Below are 25490 nucleotides of genomic sequence, written 5' to 3'. Positions count from 1 at the left end.
GGGCGGCGGCAGGACCGCCGCCCGTATTCCTTACTCCGCCGCCTCGGCGAGGCCGTCGTCATCGGTGTCGTCGAGCGACGACAGTTCGACGTTGAGGCCGAGCGAGCGCATTTCCTTGACGAGCACGTTGAAGCTTTCGGGAATGCCGGCCTCGAAGGTGTCGTCGCCCTTGACGATCGCTTCGTAGACCTTGGTGCGGCCGACCACGTCGTCCGACTTCACCGTGAGCATTTCCTGCAGCGTGTAGGCCGCGCCATAGGCCTGGAGAGCCCAGACCTCCATTTCACCGAAGCGCTGGCCGCCGAACTGCGCCTTGCCGCCCAGCGGCTGCTGGGTGACGAGCGAGTACGGCCCGATCGAACGTGCGTGGATCTTGTCGTCGACCAGGTGGTGCAGCTTGAGCACGTACTTCATGCCCACCGTCACCTTGCGGTCGAACGCATCACCGGTGCGACCGTCGAACAGCGTGACCTGACCGGATTCATCCAGCCCTGCCAGACGCAGCATGTCGGTCACGTCCTTCTCGACCGCGCCGTCGAACACCGGCGAGCCCATCGGCACGCCGTTGCGGACAGCCTGGGCGAACTCGATGATCTGGGCGTCGTCACGGGCGTCGATGTCGCCCGTGTAGTTGTCGCCGTAGATCTCCTTGAGTAGCTCGCGCACCGCTTCCGGCGGCTGGCCGGCTTCGGGGTTCGGGTTGGCCTCGCGCCATGCGTCGAGAGCCGCGCCGATGCGCTTGCCAAGGCCGCGGGCGGCCCAGCCAAGGTGCGTTTCGAAGATCTGCCCGACGTTCATGCGCGAAGGCACGCCCAGCGGGTTGAGCACGAAGTCGACCGGCGTACCGTCCTCGAGGAACGGCATGTCTTCCTGCGGCAGGATGCGGGAGATGATGCCCTTGTTGCCGTGACGGCCGGCCATCTTGTCGCCCGGCTGCAGCTTGCGCTTCACCGCGACGAAGACCTTGACCATCTTGAGCACGCCGGGGGCGAGTTCGTCACCACGCTCGAGCTTTTCCTTGCGGTCCTCGAACTTCTCCTGGATCGCCTTCACCGCGGTGTCGTACTGCGCCTTGACCGCTTCCAGCTGCTGCTGGCGCGCATCGTCGGCGACGGCGAACTTCCACCATTCGTGACGCTCGACATCGGCGAGAACCTGCTCGTCGATCGTTTCGCCCTTCTTGATGCCCTTGGGCGCCGCCGCCGAAACCTGGCCAAGCAGCATTTCGCGCAGGCGGTTGAAGGTGGCGCGGTTGAGGATCGCGCGCTCGTCCTCGCGGTCCTTGGCGAGGCGTTCGATTTCCTCGTTCTGGATGGCGCGGGTACGGTCGTCGATCTCGATGCCGTGACGGTTGAAGACGCGAACGTCGACGATCGTTCCGGCAACGCCCGGCGGCAGACGGAGCGAAGTGTCGCGCACGTCGCTGGCCTTTTCGCCGAAGATCGCGCGGAGCAGCTTCTCTTCCGGCGTCATCGGCGATTCACCCTTCGGGGTGATCTTGCCGACGAGGATGTCACCGGGGTGAACTTCCGCACCGATGTAGACGATGCCCGCCTCGTCGAGGTTGCGCAGGGCTTCCTCGCCGACGTTCGGGATGTCGCGGGTGATGTCCTCAGGCCCGAGCTTGGTGTCGCGGGCCATGACCTCGAACTCCTCGATGTGGATCGAGGTGAAGACGTCTTCCTTGACGATGCGTTCGCTGATCAGGATCGAGTCTTCGTAGTTGTAGCCGTTCCAGGGCATGAACGCGACGAGCACGTTGCGGCCCAGCGCCAGCTCACCGAACTCGGTCGAGGGACCGTCGGCGATGATGTCGCCCTTCTCGATCAGGTCACCCACCTTCACCAGCGGACGCTGGTTGATGCAGGTCGACTGGTTCGAGCGCTCGAACTTCTGCAGGCGGTAGATGTCGACGCCGGACTGGCCGGGTTCGATATCGCCCGAGGCGCGGATCACGATACGGGTAGCGTCGACCTGGTCGACCACGCCGGAACGCAGGGCCGAGATCGCGGCGCCCGAATCGCGGGCCACGGTCTCTTCCATGCCGGTGCCGACGTAAGGCGCATCGGCCTTGATCAGCGGCACGGCCTGGCGCTGCATGTTCGAGCCCATGAGCGCGCGGTTGGCGTCGTCGTTTTCCAGGAACGGAATGAGCGAGGCGGCAACCGAGACGAGCTGCTTGGGGCTGACGTCCATCAGCGTGATCTGATCACGCGGGCTCATCACGAATTCGCCGTTCTGGCGAGCCGAGACGAGTTCCTCGACGAACGAACCGTCAGCCGTCAGCTCGGCCGAAGCCTGCGCCACGGTGTGCTTCTGCTCTTCCATCGCCGAGAGGTAGATGACGTCCTTGGTCACCTTGCCGTCGATGACCTTGCGGTACGGGGTTTCGATGAAGCCGTACTTGTTGACGCGCGCGAAGGTCGACAGCGAGTTGATCAGACCGATGTTCGGGCCTTCCGGCGTTTCGATCGGACAGATGCGGCCATAGTGCGTCGGGTGAACGTCGCGGACTTCGAAGCCGGCGCGCTCGCGGGTCAGACCGCCCGGCCCAAGTGCCGAAACGCGGCGCTTGTGGGTGACTTCCGAAAGCGGGTTGGTCTGGTCCATGAACTGCGAAAGCTGCGACGAACCGAAGAACTCGCGCACGGCAGCAACGGCCGGCTTGGCGTTGATCAGGTCGTTCGGCATGACCGTCGACACGTCAACCGACGACATGCGCTCCTTCACCGCGCGCTCCATGCGCAGCAGGCCGACGCGGTACTGGTTTTCCAGCAGTTCGCCCACCGAACGCACGCGACGGTTGCCGAGGTTGTCGATGTCGTCGACTTCGCCCTTGCCGTCCTTGAGGTTCACCAGTTCCTTGACCACGGCGAGGATATCGTCGGTGCGCAGGGTGGTGACGCTGTCGTCGCACTCGAGCCCGAGGCGCATGTTGAGCTTGACGCGACCCACGGCCGAGAGGTCATAGCGGTCGGCGTCGAAGAACAGGCCGTCGAACAGCGCTTCGGCGGTTTCGCGCGTCGGCGGTTCGCCAGGACGCATGACGCGGTAGATATCGGCCAGGGCGTGGTCACGATCTGGAGCCTTGTCGGCCTTGAGCGTGTTGCGGATCCAGGGACCGGTCGAGACGTGGTCGATGTCGAGCAGCTCGAGCGTGTCGATGCCGGCCTTGTCCAGCAGGTCGAGGTTTTCCGGGCTGACTTCGTCACCGGCTTCGATCCAGATGCGACCGGTCGCTTCGTCGATGAGGTCACGCGCGGCGTAGCGGCCGAAGATTTCCTCGGTCGGGATCAGCAGTTCTTCAAGACCGTCCTTCGCTGCCTTGTTGGCAGCGCGGGGGCTGATCTTCTGGCCTGCCGGGAAGATCACTTCGCCCGACTTGCCGTCGACGATGTCGAACATCGGCTTCGCACCGCGCCACTGTTCGAGCACGAAGGGCACCTTCCAGCCACCTTCGGCACGCGCCCACTGCACGGTGTCGTAGAAGTGGTGGAGGATCTGTTCGTCATCGAGGCCGAGCGCGTGCAGCAGCGCGGTGACCGGCAGCTTGCGCTTGCGGTCGATACGGACGTTGACGATGTCCTTGGCGTCGAATTCGAAGTCGAGCCACGAACCGCGATAGGGGATCACGCGGGCAGCGAAGAGGTACTTGCCCGAGGAGTGGGTCTTGCCGCGGTCATGGTCGAACAGCACGCCAGGCGAGCGGTGCATCTGCGACACGATCACGCGCTCGGTACCGTTGATGAAGAACGTCCCGTTCTCGGTCATGAGCGGGATGTCGCCCATGTACACGTCCTGCTCCTTGATATCGATGAGCGACTTGGTCTCGGTCTCGGCATCGACCTCGAAGGTCGCGAGCTTGAGCGTCACCTTCATCGGCGCAGCATAGGTGATGCCGCGCTGGCGGCATTCGTTCACGTCGTACTTCGGAGCTTCGAGGACGTAGCCGTCACGCTCCTTGATATCGAGGCTGGCGGTGCCGGCGAAATCCTGGATCGGGAAAACCGAACGCAGCGTCTTTTCGAGACCCGAAACGTAGCCCACCGACGGATCGGAGCGGAGGAACTGCTCATACGATTCGCGCTGGACCTCGATCAGGTTCGGCATCTGCACGACTTCGTGGATGTCCCCGAAGATCTTGCGGATGCGCTTCTTCACGCCGGGACGACTGGCTGTCTTGGAAACCATAAAGGTTGCGAGCCTCTTCTCAACAAATGGCCGGAAAACCGGCGGAAATTCTGCCACGCGCAAGGATGGCGCCACCAAACAGCGAAAGGCCGCACAGCGCACGGCGATCCGTTCAACGGAAGCCATGGCCCGCAGCCTTTTGCGTCAGATGGATTGCCCTGCACTTCCTTCCCGAGCCACCCCCTGCGCATGGGACGGCCTTGCTCGAAGCGCTGGACAGGGGCGGCATATAGGCAATGCCGCAGGACAAGTCAAAGGGCGCATTGGGCAGGCGGCGCGCCGACGTGCGGCATCTTCAAGTAATTCAGCGAAATGATGAACACCGGTTCAGAAACTGTGAAACATTGTTGCGGCGCGCCAAAGTGACGACGGCTCACTGGCAATAAGCGCTCGCTTCGTCGCCAATATGGAACCTATTGCACAGGTCGTCGCGTTTTCTCGTCATGACCAAGATCAACGCCATATCGCCCCGCAGCACCATGGCGATTTCAGCCATGCTGCTGCTTTCTGCCGGAACTGCCCATGCGCAGGAGGTTACGATCCCTGTAACTGATGCGCCAGTGGCAGCGGCACCCGTCGTGACTCCCGCACCGGTCACACCGACCATCGTGATCCCGACCACGACGCCGGAGCCGGTTGCAGCGCCCGCGACCACGGCCGCAACGACGCCGGTGGCGACGCCGACGGCGCAGCCCCGACCGGCAGCGCGACCGGCGCCGCGAGCACCCGTGCGTGAGTCGGCGCCTGCACGTTCGACAGCGGCCGCAGCGGAGACTACGCCGGTGCCGGCAATCGCGCCCGTCCCGGCCGTTGCACCTGCGCCTGTTGAAGAGCCGGCAGCAGCCGCCCCCGTTGCAGCAAACGTCGCCACTGAAAGTGCATCACCGGACTGGGCCCTGCCGATTGGCGCCGCGGCAACCCTGCTCGTGCTCGGTGGCGTGGGCCTGGCCGTCAGCCGCCGCCGTCGCGTCTATGAAGAAGACGTGGATTTCGTGCCGCCGGTCACCACCCGTCCGAGCCTGAGGCCGCAGCCCGAGCGCCGCATCGCGCCGCCGATGCCGCCTGAGCGACCCTCGTCCCCGACTTACGCCATGTCGGCTGCCAACACGCGCACCGCCAGCGAGCGCGAAGCCCTGATCGAGCGCATCGTTGCGTCTCCGCCCGACGATGCCAACCCGTTCCTGTCACGCAAGGCCCGTCGCCGCCGCGCGCGGATCATGGTGCAATCGATGGCCGCCCGCAGCGACGTGCCCACGACAACACGTGGCGAGCAGGTCCTGACCGAGGTTCGCACGGACTACGCGCAGGCCTGAACCCGTCGCCAACCCATCACCGACAAACGAGGCCTCGTCCGCCGGACGGGGCCTTTTTGCATGGGGAAAGCGTTACCCTAAGCAAAACGATAAGGGGAATATCGTTTTTCGATATTATTGATTGACGATAAGGCGAATCGACCTTATTGATTTTCGATATCGACCATATCGGAGAACGATCAATGTCCCGCCACCTTCCCCAGACCGCCGCCGCGATCCTCTCGCTGCTGCTGGCCGCCACGCTGTGGCTGCCGACGGTGGATGCAGGCGCGGCTCCGCTCGCGCTCGTCGATGGTCCGGTCATGGCGACCTATCAGCTTCCACTCGCCGCCTGACCGCTCATTCAACAGGAGGGAAACACGATGTCCACGCTCCGTACCGACCCACTGCTCGGATTGGCCAAGGCTTTGCTCACATTCATGCTGGTCGTCATTGTCATCGGCATGGTGGGCCTGGGAATAGGATTCGCCGCAACGGTGGGCCTGCATGGGATGGTTGCCGAAAAGCTCGCGAAGGCTGGTGCCGCAGAATCGACCTATTGGCTGATCCTGCTGATGTTCCCGCTGCTTGCCGCGATGCTGGCCTCGATGCATCGTTTCGTCGACAAGCTCCGCGCCATCGTCATAACGGTCGAGGACGGCGATCCGTTCACCCCCGACAACGCCGAGCGGCTGCGCGCGATGGCCTGGCTGTCGGTCATCATCCAGCTGCTTTCCATACCCCTCGGGATCGTCGGGGTGATGCTTGAAAAGGCCAGCGCGGATGCAGCGTCGATAAGTGTCGATGCCGATTTCTCGACCAACGGCCTGCTGCTTGCCCTCGTCCTGTTCATCCTCGCCCGGGTGTTCCGCACCGGCGCGAAGATGCGCGAAGATCTGGAAGGGACCGTGTGATGCCGATCAACGTCAAACTTGACGACCTGCTCCACGCCCGCCGCATGACGCTGACGGAACTGGCCGAACGCATCGACCTGACGCTCGCCAACGTCTCGATCCTCAAGACCGGCAAGGCCAAGGCGATCCGCTTCTCGACCCTCGAAGCGATCTGCCGGGAACTCGATTGCCAGCCCGGCGACGTCCTCGGCTATGAACCGGACGAGGCCGAAACCGTGTAAAGCTTGACTTCGAGACCCGAATCCGCCAGAGGCCCGCCCGACCGGTGGGCCTCTTTTGGTTTTGCCGATCATCCGTCCGAGACAGTTGGTGTGCGGGATCTGCCTGCACTTAATCTCCAGCCTAGACGGGGAAAAGAGTTTCAAGGCCCCTCGCTCCAACAGGATCGTGGCGCCCCTCGCGTCTTTTACGGCGCATCTCCTTCCCTTGTCACGGACTCGCCGGTGGTCTTCGGGCCATCGACAAACGTAGCCGACTGTCCGGGCCTACCGGTTCAGTCACATGTGAAGGAGTATGGCATGGATCGTTCGCAGAAAGCCGATTCGGTCGCCTTCCTTAACGGCGTCTTCAGCGAGGCTGGCGCGGTGGTCATCACCCGCAACCTCGGCATGACGGTGGCCCAGTCCACCGCCCTGCGCACGAAGATCCGCGAAGCGGGCGCGACCTACAAGGTTGCGAAGAACAGTCTTGCCAAGCTTGCCGTCGCAGGCACCGATTACGAAGGTCTGGGTGATTTCTTCACCGGTCCGACCGCAATCGCCGCCTCTGTCGATCCGGTTGCTGCCGCCAAGGCAGTGGTCGAGTTCGCCAAGACCACCGACAAGATCGAAATCGTCGGTGGTGCAATGGGTTCGCAGGTTCTCAACGAAGCCGGGGTCAAGGCACTCGCCTCCATGCCCAGCCTCGACGAACTGCGCGGCACGCTTATCGGCCTCATCCAGGCTCCGGCCACGAAGATCGCCCAGCTCACGACTGCTCCGGCAGCCAAGCTGGCCCGCGTCTTCGGCGCCTACGCCAAGGAAGCCGCATAAGATTGTTCGGAATCCGCCCGGCCGCACCACTCGGGTGCGCGGGCACCACAAGATCAGGAGTGAAATACCATGGCCGATATCGCCAAGCTCGTTGAAGAACTTTCGAAGCTGACCGTCCTCGAAGCCGCTGACCTCGCCAAGGCTCTCGAAGAAGCATGGGGCGTTTCCGCCGCTGCTGCTGTTGCCGTTGCTGCGGCTCCTGCCGGCGCTGCTGCTGAAGCCGCTGAAGAGAAGACCGAATTCGACGTCATCCTGACCGGCGACGGTGGCAAGAAGATCCAGGTCATCAAGGAAGTCCGCGCGATCACCAACCTGGGCCTGACCGAAGCCAAGGCGCTGGTCGAAGGCGCTCCGAAGGCGATCAAGGAAGGCGTGTCGAAGGCTGAAGCCGAAGACATCAAGAAGAAGATCGAAGAAGCCGGCGGCACCGTCGAAGTCAAGTAATCTTCTTCTTCCGAACTTTCGGAAAAGATACAGGGAAAGGCGGGGCTTCGGCTCCGCCTTTTTCGTTTGAAGAAACCGTAGTGCTGCGACATCCTCTAGCCAGAGTCCGGGGGATCACATGTCAGCAGATATTGCGCGGTATCGGCGCTTCGCGGCGTTGAGGGTGGAGCAGCTCGAGCAGGAGGACCTGAGCCTGCGCCGCCAATTGTTCTGGGTCCGCGCAGGAAGCTGGCCCCTTCAGGTCATCAGCATCGTCCTGCCGGTAGCGGCCGGATCCATCGCCTTGGGCGATCACCTGTCAGGCTTCGTCTCGCCGCTCAGCTTCATTGGCGCTGCTGCCGTGGCACTGCATCGCGGCCTGAACTGCGAGGCATACCAGAGCGCGCTCAAGCGCACGACGCAGGCAGTGCGCAGCATTGTCGAAGACTATGAATGCATCGGCGCGCTGGCCGACGAAAAGGTCGCCGACGCCTTGCGCAAGGCAGAAGCGCGGCTGCACGAGTTGCGGGCAACGAGCAACGACGTTCCGCCGCGACGGCGGCAGAACCTACTTCGCCTGGCAGATATGGAGTCACCAGCGCCAGCCTGATGTCAGGCTGGATCGGTGGCCACGGGCACTCTCACGATCACCAGCAACCCGCCGCTTTCGCTTCTGGCAAAGGACAGCTTCCCACCGAAGCGCTGCAGCAGCCGGTCAGCGGTGGGAATACCGAGGCCAAAGCCGGCAGTGTCGCGCGCGCGGGCGTCATCGATCCGGTAGAACGGCGCGAGGATGCGCTCGAACTGGTCCTCGGAGATGCCCGGCCCCTGGTCGGCGATCAGCACGTGCCAGCGTCCATCCGCATCCGGTTCGACGCAGACTTTCGCCTTGCCGCCATAATGCACGGCGTTCTCGATCAGCGGGTGGAGCGCCATCAGCAGAGGCTCGCGCCACGAGCAGATCATCGCCCCTGGGGTCACCTCGACCGTGGCATTTCCGGCAAAGCTGCCAAGGACAAGATCCGTCACTGCCAGCCCAAGGTCCATCATGGCCGGTTCGGGCGCGAGGTGCTGGGCGCGGAGATAGCGCTGGAGCGACATCAGCATCGCTTCCATCTCGCCCGTGGCGTCGCGGACAAGGCCGGCGATTTCGGCATCGTCGATCAGATCGGCGGCGATGGTCACGCGCGATAGAGGCGTGCGCATGTCGTGGCTGATGGCCTCGAACGAGCGCGCCTGATCCTCGAGCATCGCCGCGATGCGCTCCTGCATGGCGTTCATCGACCGGGCGAGGCTGCGCAGATCGTCCGGCCCGCTTTCACGCACCGGCACGACCTGCCCCTTGCCGATCGCATCGGCGGCGTCGGTCAGCTCCCGCAAGGGGCGGGTGATGATGCGCAGCGACCATAGCGACAGGGCAAAGCTGACGACCGCAGTAACAAGCGTAAGGACCGTGGCGCGCAGCGCGATCGGCCAGCCCGAGGTCACGTCGCGCGAGCGGAAGTTCAGCCAGTGGCCATCGGACAAGCGCATCGCGCCAACCAGGTTGCCGTAGCCCAGACGCGATGGCTCAAGCCCGAGCATCAGTTGCTGGTCTGCCAGCATCGGCTCCCAACGCAGGATGTAGCCGCGGATCTGGGCCACGGCTTCGTCGTCCCGGTCGGGTATTGGATGGGGCGTGTTGCCAAGGGCCACTTCGAGGTGACTGGTGCTCATCGTCGAGCCGACCGCCTCGGGGTGAAGTTCGTGCAGGCGATTGCTGACCACCAGCAGTTCCGCCACACGCCGCGCGTGGTCCTCGCGCAGGGTTTCCTTGTCGATCACATCGTAGAAGGCGAGGCTGGCGATTGCCTGCACCGCCGCCAGCAGCAGCAGCAGAGTCGCGGCGCGAACCGCCAATCGGGACAGATTGGGCCCGTGCGGCGGGTGCGCCTCGATGAACGCGCGCAGGCGGCCTACGCCACCTGCCGATCGCATCTCCGGACTGCGCCCCACGCGCCGCCGGCTTGCCAGATGGCCGAACCCTTGCATCGCCGAAACGCTGTCACCCGCGACGCGACGGGTCAACCATTGCCGCGTGGCGGACATGATTTGTGACACGCGATGACGGGAATCTGCTGTTTATCAGAAACTTGTCCATCAGAGACAATCCGCATCACTGCCCGGCGCAGGCCATGCAGAGGCGCCATCCGGCCGCTTTGCGACTCGCCATCGAAGCGCTTTCCTTCCCGCGCCGGCCCGCCTACACCCCGCGTCCGATGTTCGAACAACCGCCCCACAAATGGATTGACGAGCTGCGCGCGATGCTGCGCCTGGCCGCGCCGCTTGTCGGGGCGAACCTGCTGCAGATGGCGGTATTCGCCGTCGACGTCGTGTTCGTCGCGCGTCTTGGTCCCGAGGCGCTGGCCGCCTCCTCACTATCGGTCTCGCTGTTCGGGCTGCTGATCTGGAGCCTGTCCGGCCTGGTCGGCGCGGCCTCGCCCTTGATCGCGGCTGAACTCGGGCGTCGGCGCCACGCGGTCCGCGAGGTGCGGCGCACCGTTCGCATGGCAGCGTGGGCCGGTCTGCTCGCAGCGTTCGTCGCCATTGGCGTATGCCTGCTCGGCGGGCCGCTGATGCGCGTGACCGGGCAGGACCCCGGCGTGATCGCCCGTGCAGTTCCTTTTCTTGAAGTCCTGATGTGGGCCGCGATCCCGGCTGTGCTTGCCGCTCTGCTGCGCACGGTGGTGGCAACGCTCGGGCGCCCCGGCATCGGCACGGCGATTACCGGCATGGCCGTGGCGGTCAATGCGCTGGGCAACTGGGTCTTCGTGTTCGGCCATCTCGGCGCACCGGAACTGGGGCTGCTCGGCTCGGCCATTTCGAGCGTGATGACGAGCGTTGCGATGCTCCTGGCGTTCATGCTGGTCATCCGCTTCGACCGGCGGCTGCACCGCTACCGGCTGCTTGGCCGGTGGTGGCGGCCAGAGTGGCAGCGCCTGGGCGACGTCCTCAAGATCGGCCTGCCCATCTGCGGCACGATCATCGCCGAGGCCGGCATGTTCAACGGCGCCGCCTTCCTGATGGGCAGGATCGGCGAGATCGAACTTGCCGCCCATACGCTGGCCCTGCAGTTCGCGGCGATCGCCTTTCAGGTGCCCTTTGGCGTGGGGCAAGCCGCCACGATCCGCGTCGGCCTCGCTTATGGCGCGCGAGACAATGCCGCGATTGCGCTGGCCGGAAAGGTCGCAACCCAGCTTGGCATCGGCTTCATGGCGGTTTCGGCGGGGATCATGCTGCTGTTCCCGCTGCAGTTGCTCAGGCTCTACATCGATCCGGCAGCGCCTGAAAACGCGCGCGTCGTCGGCCTTGCCCTGCAGTACATGATGGTGGCGGCTGCATTCCAGCTGTTCGACGGCGCACAGGCCGTGGGGTCGAGCCAGTTGCGCGGCCTGCAGGACACCCGGGTTCCAATGCTCATCGCGATTTTCGGCTATTGGGTTCCGGGCGTGGGCACGGCACTCGCCCTCGGCCTGTTCACCGGCAATGGCGGCCTCGGCGTGTGGTTCGGCCTGCTGGTCGGCCTGATCTTCGTGGCCGGGCTGATGCACTGGCGCTGGCGCAACCGGGCCAGGCTCGGGCTTCTGCCTGCCTGAAGCCGCGCTTCGTCGATTTGTTCATCTGCGTGAAAAGAATCTGCGCCAGACCCATTGACGCCCCTTCTACCGGCACCCATATGCCGCCCGCTGGCACTCTCGCCTTGAGAGTGCCAAGCCTCATTTTTAACTTGGAAGAGGGAGCAACCCATGACTTTCCGTCCGCTGCACGATCGCGTGCTCGTACGCCGCGTCGAAGCCGAGGAAAAGACTGCCGGCGGGATCATCATCCCCGACAGCGCCAAGGAAAAGCCCGCTGAAGGCGAAATCGTTGCCGTCGGCACCGGCGCTCGCGCTGAAAACGGCACGATCACTCCGCTCGACGTCAAGGTCGGCGACCGCGTCCTGTTCGGCAAGTGGTCCGGCACCGAAGTCAAGGTTTCGGGTGAAGACCTGCTGATCATGAAGGAATCGGACATCCTGGGCGTGATCGGCTGAGCCGAACCCCGGATTTCCTGAACCAACTCAAGATATTCAAAGGAACGAGAAATGGCTGCCAAGGACGTACGCTTTTCGCGCGACGCTCGTGAACGCATTCTGCGCGGCGTCGACATCCTCGCCGACGCGGTAAAGGTCACGCTGGGCCCCAAGGGCCGCAACGTCGTGATCGACAAGAGCTTCGGCGCACCCCGCATCACCAAGGACGGTGTTTCGGTCGCCAAGGAAATCGAACTCAAGGACAAGTTCGAGAACATGGGCGCCCAGATGCTGCGCGAAGTGGCCTCGAAGGCCAACGACGCAGCCGGTGACGGCACCACCACCGCGACCGTGCTCGCCCAGGCGATCGTTCGCGAAGGCATGACCGCGGTTGCCGCCGGCATGAACCCGATGGATCTGAAGCGCGGCATCGACATCGCCGTCGGCAAGGTCGTCGAAAACCTCAAGGCGCGCTCGACCCCGGTTGCCGGCTCGTCGGAAATCGCCCAGGTCGGCATCATCTCGGCCAACGGCGACACCGAAGTCGGCCAGAAGATCGCCGAAGCGATGGAAAAGGTCGGCAAGGAAGGCGTGATCACCGTGGAAGAGGCCAAGGGCCTCGAATTCGAACTCGATGTCGTTGAAGGCATGCAGTTCGACCGCGGCTACCTCTCGCCCTACTTCATCACCAACCCGGAAAAGATGACGGTCGAACTCGAGAACCCGTACATCCTGATCCACGAGAAGAAGCTCTCGTCGCTCCAGGCGATGCTGCCGATTCTCGAAGCGGTTGTGCAGTCGGGCCGTCCGCTCCTCATCATCGCCGAAGACATCGAAGGCGAAGCGCTGGCGACCCTCGTCGTCAACAAGCTGCGCGGTGGCCTCAAGATCGCTGCCGTCAAGGCTCCGGGCTTCGGTGACCGTCGCAAGGCCATGCTGGGCGACATCGCCACGCTGACCGCCGGCGAAATGATCTCCGAAGACCTTGGCATCAAGCTGGAGAGCGTCACGCTCGCCATGCTCGGCCAGGCCAAGAAGGTCACCATCGACAAGGACAACACCACGATCGTCGACGGCGCAGGTTCGGCCGAAGAGATCAAGGCCCGCGTCGAGCAGATCCGTGCGCAGATCGAAGTCACCACTTCGGACTACGACCGCGAGAAGCTGCAGGAGCGTCTGGCCAAGCTTGCTGGCGGCGTTGCCGTGATCAAGGTCGGCGGTGCTACCGAAGTCGAAGTGAAGGAGCGCAAGGACCGCGTCGACGACGCTCTCCACGCCACCCGCGCTGCGGTTGAGGAAGGCATCGTTTCGGGCGGCGGTACTGCGCTGCTCTATGCGACCAAGGCTCTCGAAGGCCTCAAGGGCGCCAACGACGACCAGACCAAGGGCATCGACATCGTGCGCCGCGCGATCCAGGCCCCGATCCGTCAGATCGCTGCGAACGCAGGCCATGACGGCGCGGTCGTCGCTGGCAACCTGCTGCGCGAGAACGACGAGAACCAGGGCTTCAACGCTGCGACCGACACCTATGAGAACCTCAAGGCTGCCGGCGTGATCGACCCGACGAAGGTCGTTCGCACTGCCCTGCAGGACGCTGCCTCGGTCTCGGGCCTGCTGATCACCACGGAAGCGGCGATCAGCGAGAAGCCGGACGACAAGCCCGCGATGCCGCCGATGGGCGGTGGCATGGGCGGCATGGGCGGCATGGACTTCTAAGTCCACGCAGCTCACGCTGACACGGATTGGGCCGGGAGGAGCGATCTTCCCGGCCTTTTTCGTTCTCATGGCAAAAAGAACGGGAACAAGTTGCGACGAGCCGCGTTTGGGGAACGATGGACTGCGCCCGATCCTGCCTGACTGAATTGATGCGCCCGTGAAGGACGGCATCGCCAGGACGGATCACACTCCTCCCGCTCCAGTTGTCGGCCACGAGATCTATCGCATCCTGTTCGAGAACATGGACGACGGGTTTTGCGTCATAAGGTTCCTCGATGGGCCTCATGGTCCGCTCAGCGACTACGTTCACGTCCTCGCGAACTCGGCCTACGAACGGCACACCGGAATTCCGAACGTGGTCGGGCAGCACTTGCGCGACATGGTGCCGGACGAGGCCGATGACTGGATCGCCTTCTACGGCAAGGTGCTGCATACCGGCGAGCCGATCCGGTTCCGCAATGAACTCGTAGCGACAGGACGCCATCTCGAGGTGTCCTCGTTCCGCATCGGCGCGTTCGAGGATCGACTGGTCGCAGTGCTGTTCAAGGACGTGACCGAGAAGGTCAGCGCCGAAGGCGCCTTGCACCAGCTCAACGAAACGCTCGAACAGCGCGTCGCCGACGCCCTCGCCCAGCGCGAGCATGCCGAGAACGCGCTGCGACAGGCGCAGAAGATGGAAGCCGTAGGCCAGCTGACGGGTGGTCTTGCGCACGATTTCAACAATCTACTGGCAGGCATAACCGGGGCTTTCGAGCTGATCGGCCGGCGCGTGAGCCAAGGCCGCGCGGAAGAAGTCACCCGCTATGTCGACGCAGGGCTTGGCGCTGCGCAGCGCGCCGCCGCACTCACTCACCGGCTGCTGGCCTTCTCCCGGCGCCAGACCCTCTCTCCGCGCGCAACCAATGCCAACCGGCTCGTCGAGGATTTCATTGATCTCGTCCGCCGCACGATGGGGCCGCAGATCACCGTACAGGCCGAACTCGATCCCGCGCTTTGGCTCGCGCTGGTAGACCCCAACCAGCTCGAGAACGCCCTGCTCAATCTGTGCATCAATGCCCGCGACGCCATGCCGGACGGCGGCAACCTCGTGATCTCCACGCTCAACGTCGCGCTGGCGGACAACGATGCGCGAAGCCGTAGTCTGGCGCCCGGAGACTACATGACGATCACCGTGAGCGATTCCGGCGTGGGCATTGCGGCCGAGGATGTCGACCGCGTTTTCGAACCATTTTTCACGACCAAGCCCACGGGCAAGGGCACGGGGCAGGGCCTGTCGATGGTCTACGGGTTTGCACGACAGAGCAACGGTATCGTCCGCATCCGTTCGACGCAGGGCGCAGGCACGCAAGTGCGGATCTATCTGCCGAGGCATGATGCCTTGCCCGAGGACGTAGTGGACACCGAGGATAGCCGATGCGTCGATCCGTCCCCTGATGCCACCGTCCTGGTTGTCGATGATGAACCAACGGTGCGCATGATGATGCTCGACGCGCTGGCAATGATCGGCATGCGCTGCATTGAAGCTGCTGATGGGGCTGCGGCACTCGCCATGCTGGATCGCCACCCCGATATCGATCTGCTGGTCACCGATGTGGGCCTGCCTGGCGGGCTCAACGGCCGACAAGTCGCCGACGAGGCGCGCCGCCGCCTGCCTGATCTGGGCGTCCTATTTGTGACAGGCTATGCCGACAGTGTGGTCTTGCAAAACGATGCCAGCCTGGAAGATCGAACCCTCATTCTGACCAAGCCCTTTTCGATCGAGGACCTTCAGCGGCAGACCGCTCACCTTCTTGCACGCAACCTCGCCCGGCCGGTTTCCATAACGCTGCCCAACGTCAGTTCGCTCTGACTCGCTCGTAAAGTTCAACAGCCGCTTCGCCGTCGAAGACGTGTTCGTCATAGCGAACGAAGCCAAGCCGCTGCGCCAGTCGAACGGATGCATGGTTCTCAGGCTCGATCATGCAGGCGACACGGCGAGCCTCGCGAGTCCGGTCGAACCAGTCCAGCGCGGCTTGCATGCCTTCCTGCGCATAGCCACGGCCCCAGAACGGACGCGCAACGATCCACGCGGCTTCGACCGCGTCATCAAGCCCTTTGCCGAAACCGCGCAAGGAGTGGAACAGGCCCATCTGCCCGACGAAAGCATTACTGCCTTTCTCGTGCACGATGAACATGCCGTAGCCGTACAACTGCCATGAGCCTGCACCGCGCAAGGCGCGCGAGAACATGTCGGTGGTCGGGTCTTCCGGCCGTGGCCCGAGGAAGCGGTGAACTTCCGGATCGGCCACAAGATCACGCAGCAGCAGGTAATCGTCGCGCTGCGGCACTCTGAGGATCAGGCGATCCGTCTCCAGCTGCGGCAGCACGTTCACAACATCGCGTCCATCGCATGGAGCACGAGGCCGACCAGCCCACCGACGAGGGTACCGTTGATGCGGATGAACTGCAGGTCCCGGCCGACAGCGCCTTCGATGCGGTCGGTCACCGTGCGGGCGTCCCACCGCTTGACGGTTTCGGACACCAGTCGCACGATTTGCGCGCCGTAACGCGTCGACACGCCAACCAGCGTCCGCCGGGCAAAACGATTGACCATCTTCTGCAGTCGCACGTCGCGTTGCAACGCATTGCCAAGCTCGGCAAGGCTGGCTCCCAGCTGGCCGCCAAGCGCCCCACGCGGATTGCGGACAAGCTGCAGGAGCCGCATCCGGCCGCGTTCCCACAGCCCGTCCAGCCACCGCCCGAACGCAGGATTGGCCAGCACCTCACGCTTCATCCGTTCGACCTTCGCGCGCATCTCGGCATCGTTCACCAGATCGTCGGCAAGCGTTGCCAGCCCTTCCTCGATCTTGCGACGCAAGGGATGGTCGGGGACGACCAGAGTCTCGGCGAGAAGCTTGTAGAGGCCATCCAGGATTGCGTTCGCCAGCTTCTCGTCCAGCCCGGTCCAGCGCAGGATCGTATTGGCGCGCTCGTGGATGGTCGACTGGATGAGCTGCTCGTTTGCCTCGATCGTTTCGGCAGCCTTGCGGATCAGGCTTTCGATCACCGGCATGTGCCGACCATCGGCGATGGCCGCCCCCAGCAACTGTCCCAAAAGCGGCGCCAGCTCCAGCTTCTCGAGCTGCGTCCGCAACGCGCCTTTGGCAAGACCGCCCAGTTCATCCGGATCGAGCGATTCCAGCACGTCGGCCAGCAGCCCTGCCGCGCCATCGCGCAGGCGGCTTTCCCCGGTTCGCGGGTCTGAAAGAAACGCACCGGCGGCGGCGGCGGCGTTGACCGCTCCCATGCGGCGCGCAACCACCTGGGGGGTGAGGAAATTGGCCTGCAGGAACGACGCCATCGTATCGGCGATGCGGTCCTTGTTTTCCGGAATGATCGCGGTGTGCGGAATCGGCAGGCCCAGCGGATGCCGGAACAGTGCAGTTACCGCAAACCAGTCTGCCAGACCGCCGACCATCGCCGCCTCGGCAAACGCCCGGATGAAGCCGATCGCCGGGTGCAGTCCTTCGTACCGGCGCGTTGCAATATAGATCAGCGCCATCGCCACGAGCAGACAGGTGGCGACGATGCGCATGCGGCGCGCACGATCAGCCACCACCGGCATCACGCGCCCTCTTCCGATGCGGACGGGTCCGCTGGAGATCGAAGGCGCGGCTTCGACTGGCTGTGGCAATTCGGCGGTCACTCCGCCGGAAATGCCTCGTGCTGCGGTTCGTTCCGCATTGCGGGTATGACCGGCTTGGCGGCGTGGGCCGGCTGCGGCGCAGGTTCATGGCCGAGAACCTTGCGGGCAAGCCATGGACCCAGACGCTTTTCGAGACCATCGGCGAGGCTGAAGCCTGCCGGCACGATCAGCAGCGTCAGGGCCGTGGACAGGGTAAGCCCGCCGATCACCACGATGCCCATCGGCGCACGCCATCCGCCATCGCCGCCAACCGAGACCGCAGTCGGGATCATGCCCGCAACCATGGCTACGGTGGTCATGATGATCGGCTGTGCGCGCTTGTGCCCAGCCTCGGTAATGGCAGCAAGCTTTTCCTGGCCAGTCGCCATCTCCTCGATCGCGAAGTCGATCAGCAGGATCGAGTTCTTCGCCACGATGCCGAACAGCATGAGAATGCCGATGAACACGGGCAGAGAAAGGGCCTGCCCCATCAGCCAGATCGCCAGCAATCCGCCCAGCGGCGCCAGGAACAACGAGCCCATGTTGACCAGCGGCGAGATGAAGCGGTGGTAGAGCAGCACCAGCACCGAGAACACCAGCAGGATGCCCGAGGCGACGGCGATGACGAAGTTGTACATCAGCTCGGCCTGGAACTTGTCTTCGCCCGCCGCCGTGTTGGAAACGCCCTGCGGCAGGTTCTTCATCACCGGCAGCTTCGCGATGGCGTTCATGGCATCGCCCTTGACCACGCCCGGCGGCAAGTCCGCACCAACGAAGACGCGGCGGCTCTGGTTGTAGCGCTGGATCTGCGTTGGCCCCGAACCGAAATCGATCTCGGCCACGCGCGATAGCGGAACCGAGCCACCGGATGCAGTCGGCACCGGCAGATTTTCCAGCGTCGACAAGTCGCGGCGCGAGGCTTCGGGCAGCTTCACGCGGATTGGCACCTGGCGATCGGACAGCGAAAACTTCGCGCTGTTCTGGTCGATTTCGCCCTGCGTCGCGATGCGGATCACCTGGCTCAGGGTCTGCGTCGTCACGCCGAGGCTTGCCGCAAGATCGAGCCTTGGCTTGATGATCACTTCAGGCCGACGCAGATCGGCGCTGATGCGCGGCGCCACGACAAGCGGCAGCGTGCTCATCTGATCGACCAGCGTCTGTGCAGTCTTCTGCAGCAATTCGGGATCCGACCCGGCCAGCATGATGCTGATCGGTCGGCCCGAACCACCACCCGGACCGCTCGGCCCCTGGGCCTGGAAGTTCGCCCGGATGTCGGAGATCGACTGCAGTTGCGGGGTCAGTTCGCGTTCGAAGACCAGGCTCGTCCGCTCACGGTCGGGCCGGAGGTTGACGTAGATGTTGCCGCGTCCCTCGCGCACCGAGGCCAGCTGCGATTCCACCTCGGGCTGCTTGGCGAGCAGGGCGACGACCTCGCCCACCTTGCGCTCGGTCTGCTGCAGAGTCGTGCCGGGGACCATCTCGATGGTTACCGTGCTCGAATCGCTGTCGGCGTCGGGGAAGAACTGTGCGGGGATCGACATGAACATGACGATGGTCAGCACGAAGGCACCGGCCCCGATGCCCATCATCCACAACCGGTGGTCGCGCAGGCGCGCGCGGAAGCGGCGGCGCGGATGCTCGGCGCGGTAGGCCCTCGCCTTCGAGGTATCGAGCGACCAGCCCAGCACCTTCATGTACTTGTCCATCCACGGCCCGGTGCCGTGCTCGGCCTCGCCATGCGCCTGCAGGAAATAGGCCGCGATCATCGGCGTGATCATGCGCGCAACCAGCAGCGAGAACAGGACCGAGATGACCACGGTCAGGCCGAAGTTCTTGAAGAACTGGCCGGATACGCCGGGCATCAGCGCCACGGGGAAGAACACGGCGACGATCGAGAAAGTCGTCGCCACAACGGCGAGACCGATCTCGTCGGCCGCGTCGATTGCCGCCTGATAGGCGGTCTTGCCCATTCGCATGTGTCTGACGATATTCTCGATCTCGACGATCGCGTCATCGACCAGCACGCCCGCGACAAGCCCCAGGGCCAGCAGCGACATCTGGTTGAGCGTGAAGCCCATCAGGTCCAGCACCCAGAACGTGGGAATCGAGGACAGGGGAATGGCCAGCGCCGAGACGATCGTCGCGCGCCAGTCCCGCAGGAACAGGAACACCACGACCACCGCCAGCACAGCGCCCTCGACCATCGCGTTCATCGAGGAACGATACTGATCTTTGGTCTGGATGACCGAGGTGAACAGGAGCTCGAAGTGGATCTTGCCGCCCTGCTCCTGCTTGATCTTCTCCATTTCCTTGAGCGCGCCGTCATAGACCGACACGTCGGATTCGGCGCGGGCACGCGAGAACGAGAAGGTGACGACAGGCTTGCCGTTGAACTTCGCGATCGAGGTCAGTTCGCTGTAGGAATCGCTGACATCGGCAACGTCGGACAGACGCACCGTACGATTGCCGCTTAGATTGATCTCGGTCTGGGACAGTTCATACGCGCTCTTCGCATTGCCAAGGACGCGAACAGACTGGCGCGAACCGGCCACTTCGGTCTTGCCGCCGGCCGCGTTGATGTTGACCTGGCGCAGCGCCGCGTTGACCTGGCTTGCCGTCACACCGAGGCTCGTCATCTTCATCGGATCGAGCGTGACGGCGATCTCGCGATTGACCCCGCCCGAACGGCTGACTTCGGCCATGCCGGGCACGGTCAGCAGGCGCTTGGCGATCGTGTCGTCAATGAACCACGAAAGCTGCTCGATGGTCATGTCGTCGGCCGCGACGGCAAAATAGGCGATCGGGTTGGACGATGTCTCGACCTTGAAGACCTGCGGCTCGAGGATTCCCTCGGGCAGGTCGGAACGGATCTGGTCGACCTTGTTCTTGACCTCGTTGACCGCGGCGTTGATGTCCTGGCCGATCTTGAACTGGACCTGCGTCTGGCTGCTGCCTTCAGAGGCGGTAGAAGTCAGGGTGTCGACACCGGCGATCGAACGCACGGCGGATTCGACACGCTGCGTGATCTGGTTCTCGATTTCCGTCGGCGCAGCGCCGGGCTGGCTGATCTGGACGATGACGACCGGGAATTCGATGTCCGGATTGTCCTGGACCTTCATCTGCATGAACGAGACGAGGCCCGCGAGCGTAAGCCCGAGGAACAGGACGATGGGTACGACTGGGTTGCGGATGCACCAGGCCGAGATGTTCTGGAAGTTCATCGCCAGCCCTTATTTCTGAACGACCGGCCGGACCTTGTCCCCCGGATTGAGGAAGCCGCCGGCCCGCAGCACGATCCGTTCGCTGCCCGAAAGGCCTTCGACCACGGCGATGCCTTTGGCACTGACCTGACCGGTCTTGACCGCGCGGCGGACCGCCTTGTCGTCCTTGTCGATCACGAAGACGTATGAGCCCTTGTCGTCGCTGAGGATGGCCGATTCCGGGAGAAGCGGGGCATTGGTCGTGCCCGACACCAGCGTTGCGGTGGCAAAACCGCCGGGGCGCAGGACCTTGTCGTAGGCAAGGGCAATGCGCGCGATCCCTTCGCGACTGGTCTGGTCGATCGTCGGCGAGAGCTGCCAGACCTGGCCCGAGAACTTGCGGTCTGTGCCAACTGGCGTGACGTCCGCGCTCGCCCCGACGGAAAGACGCGCAAGATCGGACTCCGACAGGCGCGCCTGCATTTCCATCTGCCCATCACGCGCCATCGAGAACAGGACACCCGAACCCGGAGTGACGATCTGGCCCGGTTCGGCCGCGCGCGTCAGGACAAGGCCCGCCGCCGGCGCGACGATGTTCAGGCGCGCGGCGCGGGCGCCGAGTTCGCCAAGGCTCGCCCGTGCCACGCGCACCCGCGCATTGGCTGCGTCGCGGGTGGCAGTGAGCCGATCGATGTCTGCCTTCGAGATGAAGCCGCGCTCCACCAGCTTCAGCGCACGATCGAGGTTGGCCTGCGCGAGGCGGGCATCGGCGGCGGCCACTTCGACGTTTGCGGCCTGGCTCGCGATCTGCTGGCCCTGCACCGACCGGTCGATCACGGCAAGGACCTGGCCTGCACGGACCCAGTCGCCCGCATCCACCAGCACCTGGACGATCTGCCCGCCTTCTCCGGCGACCCCGACCGGCATCTCGCGCCGCGCGGCAATCGTGCCGCTGGCCGTGATGGTTCCGGCGATGGTGGTGGTGCCGGGCACCACGACGGTCACGACCTGCGCCTGCGATTCCTGCGCATCAGCGGCGGCATTGCCATCGCCCCGGTGCATCAGGAACCACACCCCGGCCAGGACCGCCACAACAACCGCGCCGATGATCCAGAGCCGTCGGGACGACCGCTGACCGTCACCCTCTCCGTCAAACATGGGCGAGGCTGCGTTGTCGGCGTTGATCGTCGTTTCGTAGTTCATGTTCGTCAATGCCTTCGTCCCGTAGCGGGGCGAGGGCAGGCCCCTTGGAATTCGAGTAGGTGTGTTACATTCATAACGCACTTGCCGCAAGCATGCGGCACCGCCGTATGGCAGGTCATTGCACTGCAATAGCTACCCTTCCGACGAGGCGCAATTCCGTCTCGACGAAGGACTTATGCCGAAATGGACACCGTGTCTTTCTTGCACCTGTAACTTTTTGTAACCGGTCGGCGACCTTTGCAGTGCAGGCAAACAACGGAACAGATGCCCAAAAGAACAACGGCCGCCTCCCGAAGGAAGCGGCCGCCGCGGATGGAGCTGGTGCTTGCGATCAATACTTGAGCTGTCGCTCGTAGAGATCGCGATAATGCTGGATACGGGTCACGCGCAGGCCCTGCATGCCCGAGCGGTCGACCGCGCGCTGCCACGATGCAAACTCCTCGAGCGTGAGGTTGTAGCGCTCGCAGACCTCGTCGATAGTAAGGAGCCCGCCGTTCACGGCCGCGACGACTTCCGCCTTGCGACGAACGACCCAGCGCGTGGTGTTGGCAGGCGGCAGACTATCGATCGTCAGGGGCTCCCCGAGCGGGCCGATGACTTGTGCCGGACGGATTTTCTGGTTCTCGATCATGTCAATCTCGTGCTTCGGCGCGGCCCTGCCGCGTCACGGTCATATCGGCGGCGAATGTGCCCAAATCGGCTTTGCTATTCGCTGAAGAGGTTGGGTTAACGACTCGTTCATGCGCCGGATTGCCCTGCACGTTCGACGCAATGAATGCAGCAGTGAGCCGGTGAAAGCTGCCACCGCGTTCGGCATCGCCGTGCTCTCCGTCGGCACCCAGCGATCGACGCAAATCCTGCGTTGCGGCAATGCGGGCGCACAGCCCGTGCCAAGACAGCGGACGCAATCCGGTCCCGGCCGCCAAAGCCGTGTCGCCGCCGAAAAACGCCGCGTGATCGTTCAAACTCATATCCATCGCCGTGCTTCTAGGCGCGAGATGGCTAAGGTCCGGTAAAGGGCCCGTTTAGCTGTTGTTTATCTTGTGGCAGTCCAATGCCGCGCCGTGCGGCACGCTTTGCGCTGCGGCGCCAAACCGACTATGGCGCGCACCATGCTCGATACGGCAACACTTCCCGATCTTTTCGACCTGCCGCAACCGCTCAAGGCGCGGCGCATCGTCGTCGCCATGTCGGGCGGCGTCGACAGTTCGGTCGTCGCGGGAATCGCTGCAGCAAGCGGCGCCGAAGTGATCGGCGTAACCCTGCAACTTTACGATTATGGCGCGGCAACCGGGCGCAAGGGTGCCTGCTGCGCCGGTGATGACATCCGCGATGCGCGCGCCGTGGCCGACCGCCTGGGCATCGCGCACTATGTCTTCGATCACGAATCGAGCTTCCGCGAGGAAGTGGTCGAACGCTTTGCCGACGATTATCTCAACGGTCGGACTCCGATTCCCTGCGTCCGCTGCAACATGGGGCCGAAGTTTACCGATCTGCTGGCGATGGCGCGCGAACTTGGCGCAGATTGCCTTGCCACCGGCCACTACGTGCGCCGCGTGGTCGGTGCTGACGGCCCCGAACTCCACCGCGCGTTCGATCCCGCGCGCGACCAGTCCTACTTTCTCTATGGCACGACCGAGGCCCAGCTCGATTTCCTGCGCTTTCCTCTAGGCGGATTGCCCAAGACCGAGACGCGGCGCATTGCCGAGGACATGGGCCTCGTCGTCGCCGCCAAGCCCGACAGCCAGGACATCTGCTTCGTGCCCGATGGCGACTACGCCAGAATCGTCCGTTCGGTACGCCCCGAGGGCGATGCGCCGGGCGAGATCGTCCATGCCGCCACTGGCGAAGTGCTCGGGCACCATCGCGGCATCATTCACTATACCGTCGGCCAGCGACGCGGCCTCGAGATCGGCGGGCAGCCCGAACCGCTCTACGTGATCGGCCTCGACGCACCGCAGCGCCGCGTGCTGGTGGGACCGCGCCCGATGCTGGCCGTCAGCCGCGCGACGATCACGGAAACCAACCGCATCGGCCCGCTCCCGGCAGGCCCGCTGACGGCAAAGGTGCGCTCGCTGGCCAAGCCCGTCCCGGTCGAACTCGATGGCCCGTTCGGCGAAGGCGCCACTGCGACGATTCGCTTCCTGCAGCCCGAATACGGCGTCGCCCCGGGGCAGGCCGCAGTGCTCTATGCGGGCGAGCGGGTGATCGGCGGCGGCTGGATCGATTCGACCAAGCGTTGGGACGCCTGAACCTTCAGTTCTTGCGCCCTATTTCTTCCAGGGCTCGAGCATGCAGCCCGGCCCCTTGCGATAGGTTGCGGTCTGGCTGAACACGAGGGCGAAGCGCGCTGTCACGCTCTTGGCCTCGGCGTCCTCGCTCAGGGACACCAGTTCCATCCCCGGCTCGAAGTCCTTGCGGCAATCCGACAGTTCGCGTCCGCCGACAAAGCGACACGAACACGCGACGCGCGCGCCATAGCTGGCTCCTGTCGTCGCATAGCCGTGAATTGCCGGCCAGAACGTCGCAAGCACCGCAAGCAGCAGAGCCAGTGCAATCAGCAGCGCGCGCCAGCGCCAGCTGCGCTTGGGCGCGATCGTCAGTGACGGAGCTGTGGGGGAACTGTGGTTGCCGGTTGCCATGACTGCCGATTCTGGTCGAAAGGACTGGCCCGATGGCCCGCCGCTCGCTCTCCCTTATCCTGACCCTCGCGCTGCTGCCAGCCGTGGCTGCCTGTTCGCGGGGGACGAATGAGGCCGATGGGCCGCCGCCCGTCTCGGAAGAGGCACTGAAGGCAGTGGTCAAGGAGCCGGGCACCAGCCGTGAGAAGCTCGCCCGCGCCGTCGATGCCCTGTTCGCTCCCGAGATGGGCGAGACGCGCGCCGTCATCGTGATGAAGAACGGTCGTATCGTCGCTGAGCGTTATGCCGAGGGCTATCACGAGAACACCCGCTTCGTCAGCTGGTCGATGGCCAAGTCGGTCACTGGCGTGATGATCGGGATGCTGGTGTCCGACGGGCGCCTGCGGCTCGACGAGACCGCGCCGGTTCCGGCGTGGCAGCGCCCCGGCGACCCGCGCGGCGAGATCACACTGCGCCAGCTGCTGCAGATGCGCTCGGGCCTGCGCCATTCCGAGGCGATCGATCCGGTCTACGAATCCGATGAAGTGCGCATGCTGTTCCTTGACGGGCGTGACGACATGGCGCGCTATGCCGAGGACCAGCCGCTTGAAGCAGAGCCGGGCCGCAAGTTCGAGTACTCCTCGGCGACCAGTGTGATCCTTGCCGATCTCGCGGCGCGCGTGCTCTCGCCTGCGCCGAACCCCGAGAATCGCCGCCAGGCCGTGTCCGACTACCTGCGTACCCGCCTGTTCGAACCGGTCGGCATGAAATCGATGCTGCCCGAGTTCGACGCCTCGGGCACGCTGATCGGCGGTTCGCTGATCCACGGCACCGCGCGTGACTGGGCGAAGTTCGGCGAGTTCCTGCGCAACAAGGGCTCGGTCAAGGGCGCGCAGATCATCCCGCGGCAGTGGATCGAGTTCATGGTCATGCCCTCCCCGCGCGAAGCGCAGTACGGCGCGCAGATCTGGCTCAACCGAACCCCGACGAACGGCGATTCCTCGCTGTTTCCCGAACGCGGCCCGAAGGACCTGTTCGCCTGCATCGGCCATCTCGGCCAGTACGTCATGGTCAGCCCGAGCCGGGGCCTCACCGTGGTCCGCCTCGGCAAGACGCAGGACGACAAGCTGGCCCCGCTGGTCGACGGCCTGGCAGACGTGGTGGCGCTCTACAGTTAGGGCGG

The 25490-nt window shown here is 64.3% G+C and carries 22 protein-coding genes; 13 read left to right on the top strand and 9 right to left on the bottom strand.

Translation table 11 applies throughout. From position 1 onward, the window contains the following. Positions 1-30 precede the first annotated feature (30 nt). Positions 31-4191 (bottom strand): DNA-directed RNA polymerase subunit beta, encoded by a 4161-nt coding sequence (rpoB, locus tag HGI46_RS10650; protein ID WP_168904116.1) that lies wholly within the window; start codon positions 4189-4191, stop codon positions 31-33. A 443-nt stretch (positions 4192-4634) separates the two neighbouring features. Here rpoB and HGI46_RS10645 point away from each other — a divergent pair, with 443 nt between their 5' ends. From HGI46_RS10645 to HGI46_RS10615, 7 genes are all read left to right on the top strand, one after another. Continuing rightward, positions 4635-5504, top strand: a complete 870-nt coding sequence (locus tag HGI46_RS10645; protein WP_168904115.1) for a hypothetical protein — start codon at positions 4635-4637, stop codon at positions 5502-5504. Positions 5505-5686: 182 nt separating this feature from the next. Continuing rightward, complete coding sequence (locus tag HGI46_RS10640; RefSeq protein ID WP_168904114.1) at positions 5687-5839, top strand: hypothetical protein; 153 nt, start codon at positions 5687-5689, stop codon at positions 5837-5839. A gap of 27 nt (positions 5840-5866) precedes the next feature. Then, a complete protein-coding gene (locus HGI46_RS10635; RefSeq protein ID WP_168904113.1) occupies positions 5867-6397 on the top strand; it encodes a DUF2975 domain-containing protein in 531 nt (176 codons plus the stop codon). Next, positions 6397-6618 carry a helix-turn-helix transcriptional regulator gene (locus tag HGI46_RS10630; RefSeq protein WP_118072871.1) on the top strand — a complete coding sequence of 74 codons (222 nt, stop codon included), beginning with the start codon at positions 6397-6399 and terminating at the stop codon, positions 6616-6618. Before HGI46_RS10635 ends, HGI46_RS10630 begins: the two co-directional genes overlap by 1 nt. A gap of 297 nt (positions 6619-6915) precedes the next feature. Continuing rightward, positions 6916-7428 carry a 50S ribosomal protein L10 gene (rplJ, locus tag HGI46_RS10625; RefSeq protein ID WP_039337847.1) on the top strand — a complete coding sequence of 171 codons (513 nt, stop codon included), beginning with the start codon at positions 6916-6918 and terminating at the stop codon, positions 7426-7428. 69 nt (positions 7429-7497) lie between these two features. Next, positions 7498-7872 (top strand): 50S ribosomal protein L7/L12, encoded by a 375-nt coding sequence (rplL, locus tag HGI46_RS10620; RefSeq protein WP_039337844.1) that lies wholly within the window; start codon positions 7498-7500, stop codon positions 7870-7872. A 118-nt stretch (positions 7873-7990) separates the two neighbouring features. Continuing rightward, complete coding sequence (locus HGI46_RS10615; RefSeq protein WP_168904112.1) at positions 7991-8461, top strand: hypothetical protein; 471 nt, start codon at positions 7991-7993, stop codon at positions 8459-8461. Between the two features lie 2 nt (positions 8462-8463). On the opposite strand, the gene HGI46_RS10610 is transcribed toward HGI46_RS10615, so the two are convergent. Beyond that, positions 8464-9939: a HAMP domain-containing sensor histidine kinase gene (locus HGI46_RS10610; RefSeq protein WP_240946688.1), complete on the bottom strand. Its 1476-nt coding sequence runs from the start codon at positions 9937-9939 to the stop codon at positions 8464-8466. A 170-nt stretch (positions 9940-10109) separates the two neighbouring features. Here HGI46_RS10610 and HGI46_RS10605 point away from each other — a divergent pair, with 170 nt between their 5' ends. The 4 genes from HGI46_RS10605 to HGI46_RS10590 all read left to right on the top strand — a co-directional run bounded on the left by HGI46_RS10605 (position 10110) and on the right by HGI46_RS10590 (position 15468). Next, on the top strand, positions 10110-11486 hold the full coding sequence (locus HGI46_RS10605) for an MATE family efflux transporter (RefSeq protein WP_168904207.1): 1377 nt from the start codon (positions 10110-10112) through the stop codon (positions 11484-11486). 150 nt (positions 11487-11636) lie between these two features. Continuing rightward, on the top strand, positions 11637-11924 hold the full coding sequence (gene groES, locus HGI46_RS10600) for a co-chaperone GroES (protein ID WP_110763794.1): 288 nt from the start codon (positions 11637-11639) through the stop codon (positions 11922-11924). Positions 11925-11975: 51 nt separating this feature from the next. Next, positions 11976-13619, top strand: coding sequence for a chaperonin GroEL (gene groL, locus HGI46_RS10595; RefSeq protein WP_168904111.1), 1644 nt, complete (start codon positions 11976-11978; stop codon positions 13617-13619). Between the two features lie 157 nt (positions 13620-13776). Further along, entirely contained in the window at positions 13777-15468 is a 1692-nt protein-coding gene (locus tag HGI46_RS10590) for an ATP-binding protein (RefSeq protein ID WP_346766708.1), read from the top strand. Here HGI46_RS10590 and HGI46_RS10585 read toward each other — a convergent pair. From HGI46_RS10585 to HGI46_RS10560, 6 genes are all read right to left on the bottom strand, one after another. Continuing rightward, entirely contained in the window at positions 15455-15991 is a 537-nt protein-coding gene (locus HGI46_RS10585; RefSeq protein ID WP_346766707.1) for a GNAT family N-acetyltransferase, read from the bottom strand. The genes HGI46_RS10590 and HGI46_RS10585 overlap by 14 nt on opposite strands. Then, entirely contained in the window at positions 15988-17193 is a 1206-nt protein-coding gene (locus HGI46_RS10580; RefSeq protein ID WP_168904204.1) for a DUF445 domain-containing protein, read from the bottom strand. Before HGI46_RS10580 ends, HGI46_RS10585 begins: the two co-directional genes overlap by 4 nt. A gap of 107 nt (positions 17194-17300) precedes the next feature. Next, positions 17301-20504, bottom strand: coding sequence for an efflux RND transporter permease subunit (locus HGI46_RS10575; RefSeq protein WP_168904110.1), 3204 nt, complete (start codon positions 20502-20504; stop codon positions 17301-17303). A gap of 9 nt (positions 20505-20513) precedes the next feature. After that, positions 20514-21686 carry an efflux RND transporter periplasmic adaptor subunit gene (locus HGI46_RS10570; RefSeq protein ID WP_118072867.1) on the bottom strand — a complete coding sequence of 391 codons (1173 nt, stop codon included), beginning with the start codon at positions 21684-21686 and terminating at the stop codon, positions 20514-20516. Between the two features lie 331 nt (positions 21687-22017). Beyond that, the gene (locus tag HGI46_RS10565) at positions 22018-22317 is read right to left on the bottom strand and encodes a DUF1153 domain-containing protein (protein ID WP_118072866.1); all 300 of its coding nucleotides are present in this window, start codon (positions 22315-22317) and stop codon (positions 22018-22020) included. Between the two features lies 1 nt (position 22318). Next, on the bottom strand, positions 22319-22657 hold the full coding sequence (locus tag HGI46_RS10560) for a hypothetical protein (protein ID WP_168904109.1): 339 nt from the start codon (positions 22655-22657) through the stop codon (positions 22319-22321). A 141-nt stretch (positions 22658-22798) separates the two neighbouring features. Between HGI46_RS10560 and mnmA the strand changes: the two genes are divergently transcribed. Then, positions 22799-23938: a tRNA 2-thiouridine(34) synthase MnmA gene (mnmA, locus tag HGI46_RS10555; protein WP_118074607.1), complete on the top strand. Its 1140-nt coding sequence runs from the start codon at positions 22799-22801 to the stop codon at positions 23936-23938. 18 nt (positions 23939-23956) lie between these two features. Here the strand turns inward: mnmA and HGI46_RS10550 are convergent, their stop codons facing one another. Next, the gene (locus HGI46_RS10550) at positions 23957-24328 is read right to left on the bottom strand and encodes a hypothetical protein (protein ID WP_168904108.1); all 372 of its coding nucleotides are present in this window, start codon (positions 24326-24328) and stop codon (positions 23957-23959) included. A 32-nt stretch (positions 24329-24360) separates the two neighbouring features. Between HGI46_RS10550 and HGI46_RS10545 the strand changes: the two genes are divergently transcribed. Beyond that, complete coding sequence (locus tag HGI46_RS10545; protein WP_168904107.1) at positions 24361-25485, top strand: serine hydrolase; 1125 nt, start codon at positions 24361-24363, stop codon at positions 25483-25485. Positions 25486-25490: the final 5 nt, after the last annotated feature.

Origin of the sequence: Novosphingobium sp. ERW19, from assembly GCF_012641315.1 — a bacterium.
In the GTDB taxonomy this organism is placed as follows: Bacteria; Pseudomonadota; Alphaproteobacteria; order Sphingomonadales; family Sphingomonadaceae; genus Novosphingobium.
Note: the sequence above shows the minus strand (reverse complement) of the source record. Positions and strands in the feature narration are given on the sequence as shown.

Coding starts and splice junctions, on each gene's coding strand:
- rpoB (WP_168904116.1), bottom strand. CDS start 4,191: ATGGTTTCCAAGACAGCCAGTCGTCCCGGCGTGAAGAAGCGCATCCGC.
- HGI46_RS10645 (WP_168904115.1), top strand. CDS start 4,635: ATGACCAAGATCAACGCCATATCGCCCCGCAGCACCATGGCGATTTCA.
- HGI46_RS10640 (WP_168904114.1), top strand. CDS start 5,687: ATGTCCCGCCACCTTCCCCAGACCGCCGCCGCGATCCTCTCGCTGCTG.
- HGI46_RS10635 (WP_168904113.1), top strand. CDS start 5,867: ATGTCCACGCTCCGTACCGACCCACTGCTCGGATTGGCCAAGGCTTTG.
- HGI46_RS10630 (WP_118072871.1), top strand. CDS start 6,397: ATGCCGATCAACGTCAAACTTGACGACCTGCTCCACGCCCGCCGCATG.
- rplJ (WP_039337847.1), top strand. CDS start 6,916: ATGGATCGTTCGCAGAAAGCCGATTCGGTCGCCTTCCTTAACGGCGTC.
- rplL (WP_039337844.1), top strand. CDS start 7,498: ATGGCCGATATCGCCAAGCTCGTTGAAGAACTTTCGAAGCTGACCGTC.
- HGI46_RS10615 (WP_168904112.1), top strand. CDS start 7,991: ATGTCAGCAGATATTGCGCGGTATCGGCGCTTCGCGGCGTTGAGGGTG.
- HGI46_RS10610 (WP_240946688.1), bottom strand. CDS start 9,939: ATGTCCGCCACGCGGCAATGGTTGACCCGTCGCGTCGCGGGTGACAGC.
- HGI46_RS10605 (WP_168904207.1), top strand. CDS start 10,110: ATGTTCGAACAACCGCCCCACAAATGGATTGACGAGCTGCGCGCGATG.
- groES (WP_110763794.1), top strand. CDS start 11,637: ATGACTTTCCGTCCGCTGCACGATCGCGTGCTCGTACGCCGCGTCGAA.
- groL (WP_168904111.1), top strand. CDS start 11,976: ATGGCTGCCAAGGACGTACGCTTTTCGCGCGACGCTCGTGAACGCATT.
- HGI46_RS10580 (WP_168904204.1), bottom strand. CDS start 17,193: ATGCGCATCGTCGCCACCTGTCTGCTCGTGGCGATGGCGCTGATCTAT.
- HGI46_RS10575 (WP_168904110.1), bottom strand. CDS start 20,504: ATGAACTTCCAGAACATCTCGGCCTGGTGCATCCGCAACCCAGTCGTA.
- HGI46_RS10570 (WP_118072867.1), bottom strand. CDS start 21,686: ATGAACTACGAAACGACGATCAACGCCGACAACGCAGCCTCGCCCATG.
- HGI46_RS10565 (WP_118072866.1), bottom strand. CDS start 22,317: ATGATCGAGAACCAGAAAATCCGTCCGGCACAAGTCATCGGCCCGCTC.
- HGI46_RS10560 (WP_168904109.1), bottom strand. CDS start 22,657: ATGAGTTTGAACGATCACGCGGCGTTTTTCGGCGGCGACACGGCTTTG.
- mnmA (WP_118074607.1), top strand. CDS start 22,799: ATGCTCGATACGGCAACACTTCCCGATCTTTTCGACCTGCCGCAACCG.
- HGI46_RS10550 (WP_168904108.1), bottom strand. CDS start 24,328: ATGGCAACCGGCAACCACAGTTCCCCCACAGCTCCGTCACTGACGATC.
- HGI46_RS10545 (WP_168904107.1), top strand. CDS start 24,361: ATGGCCCGCCGCTCGCTCTCCCTTATCCTGACCCTCGCGCTGCTGCCA.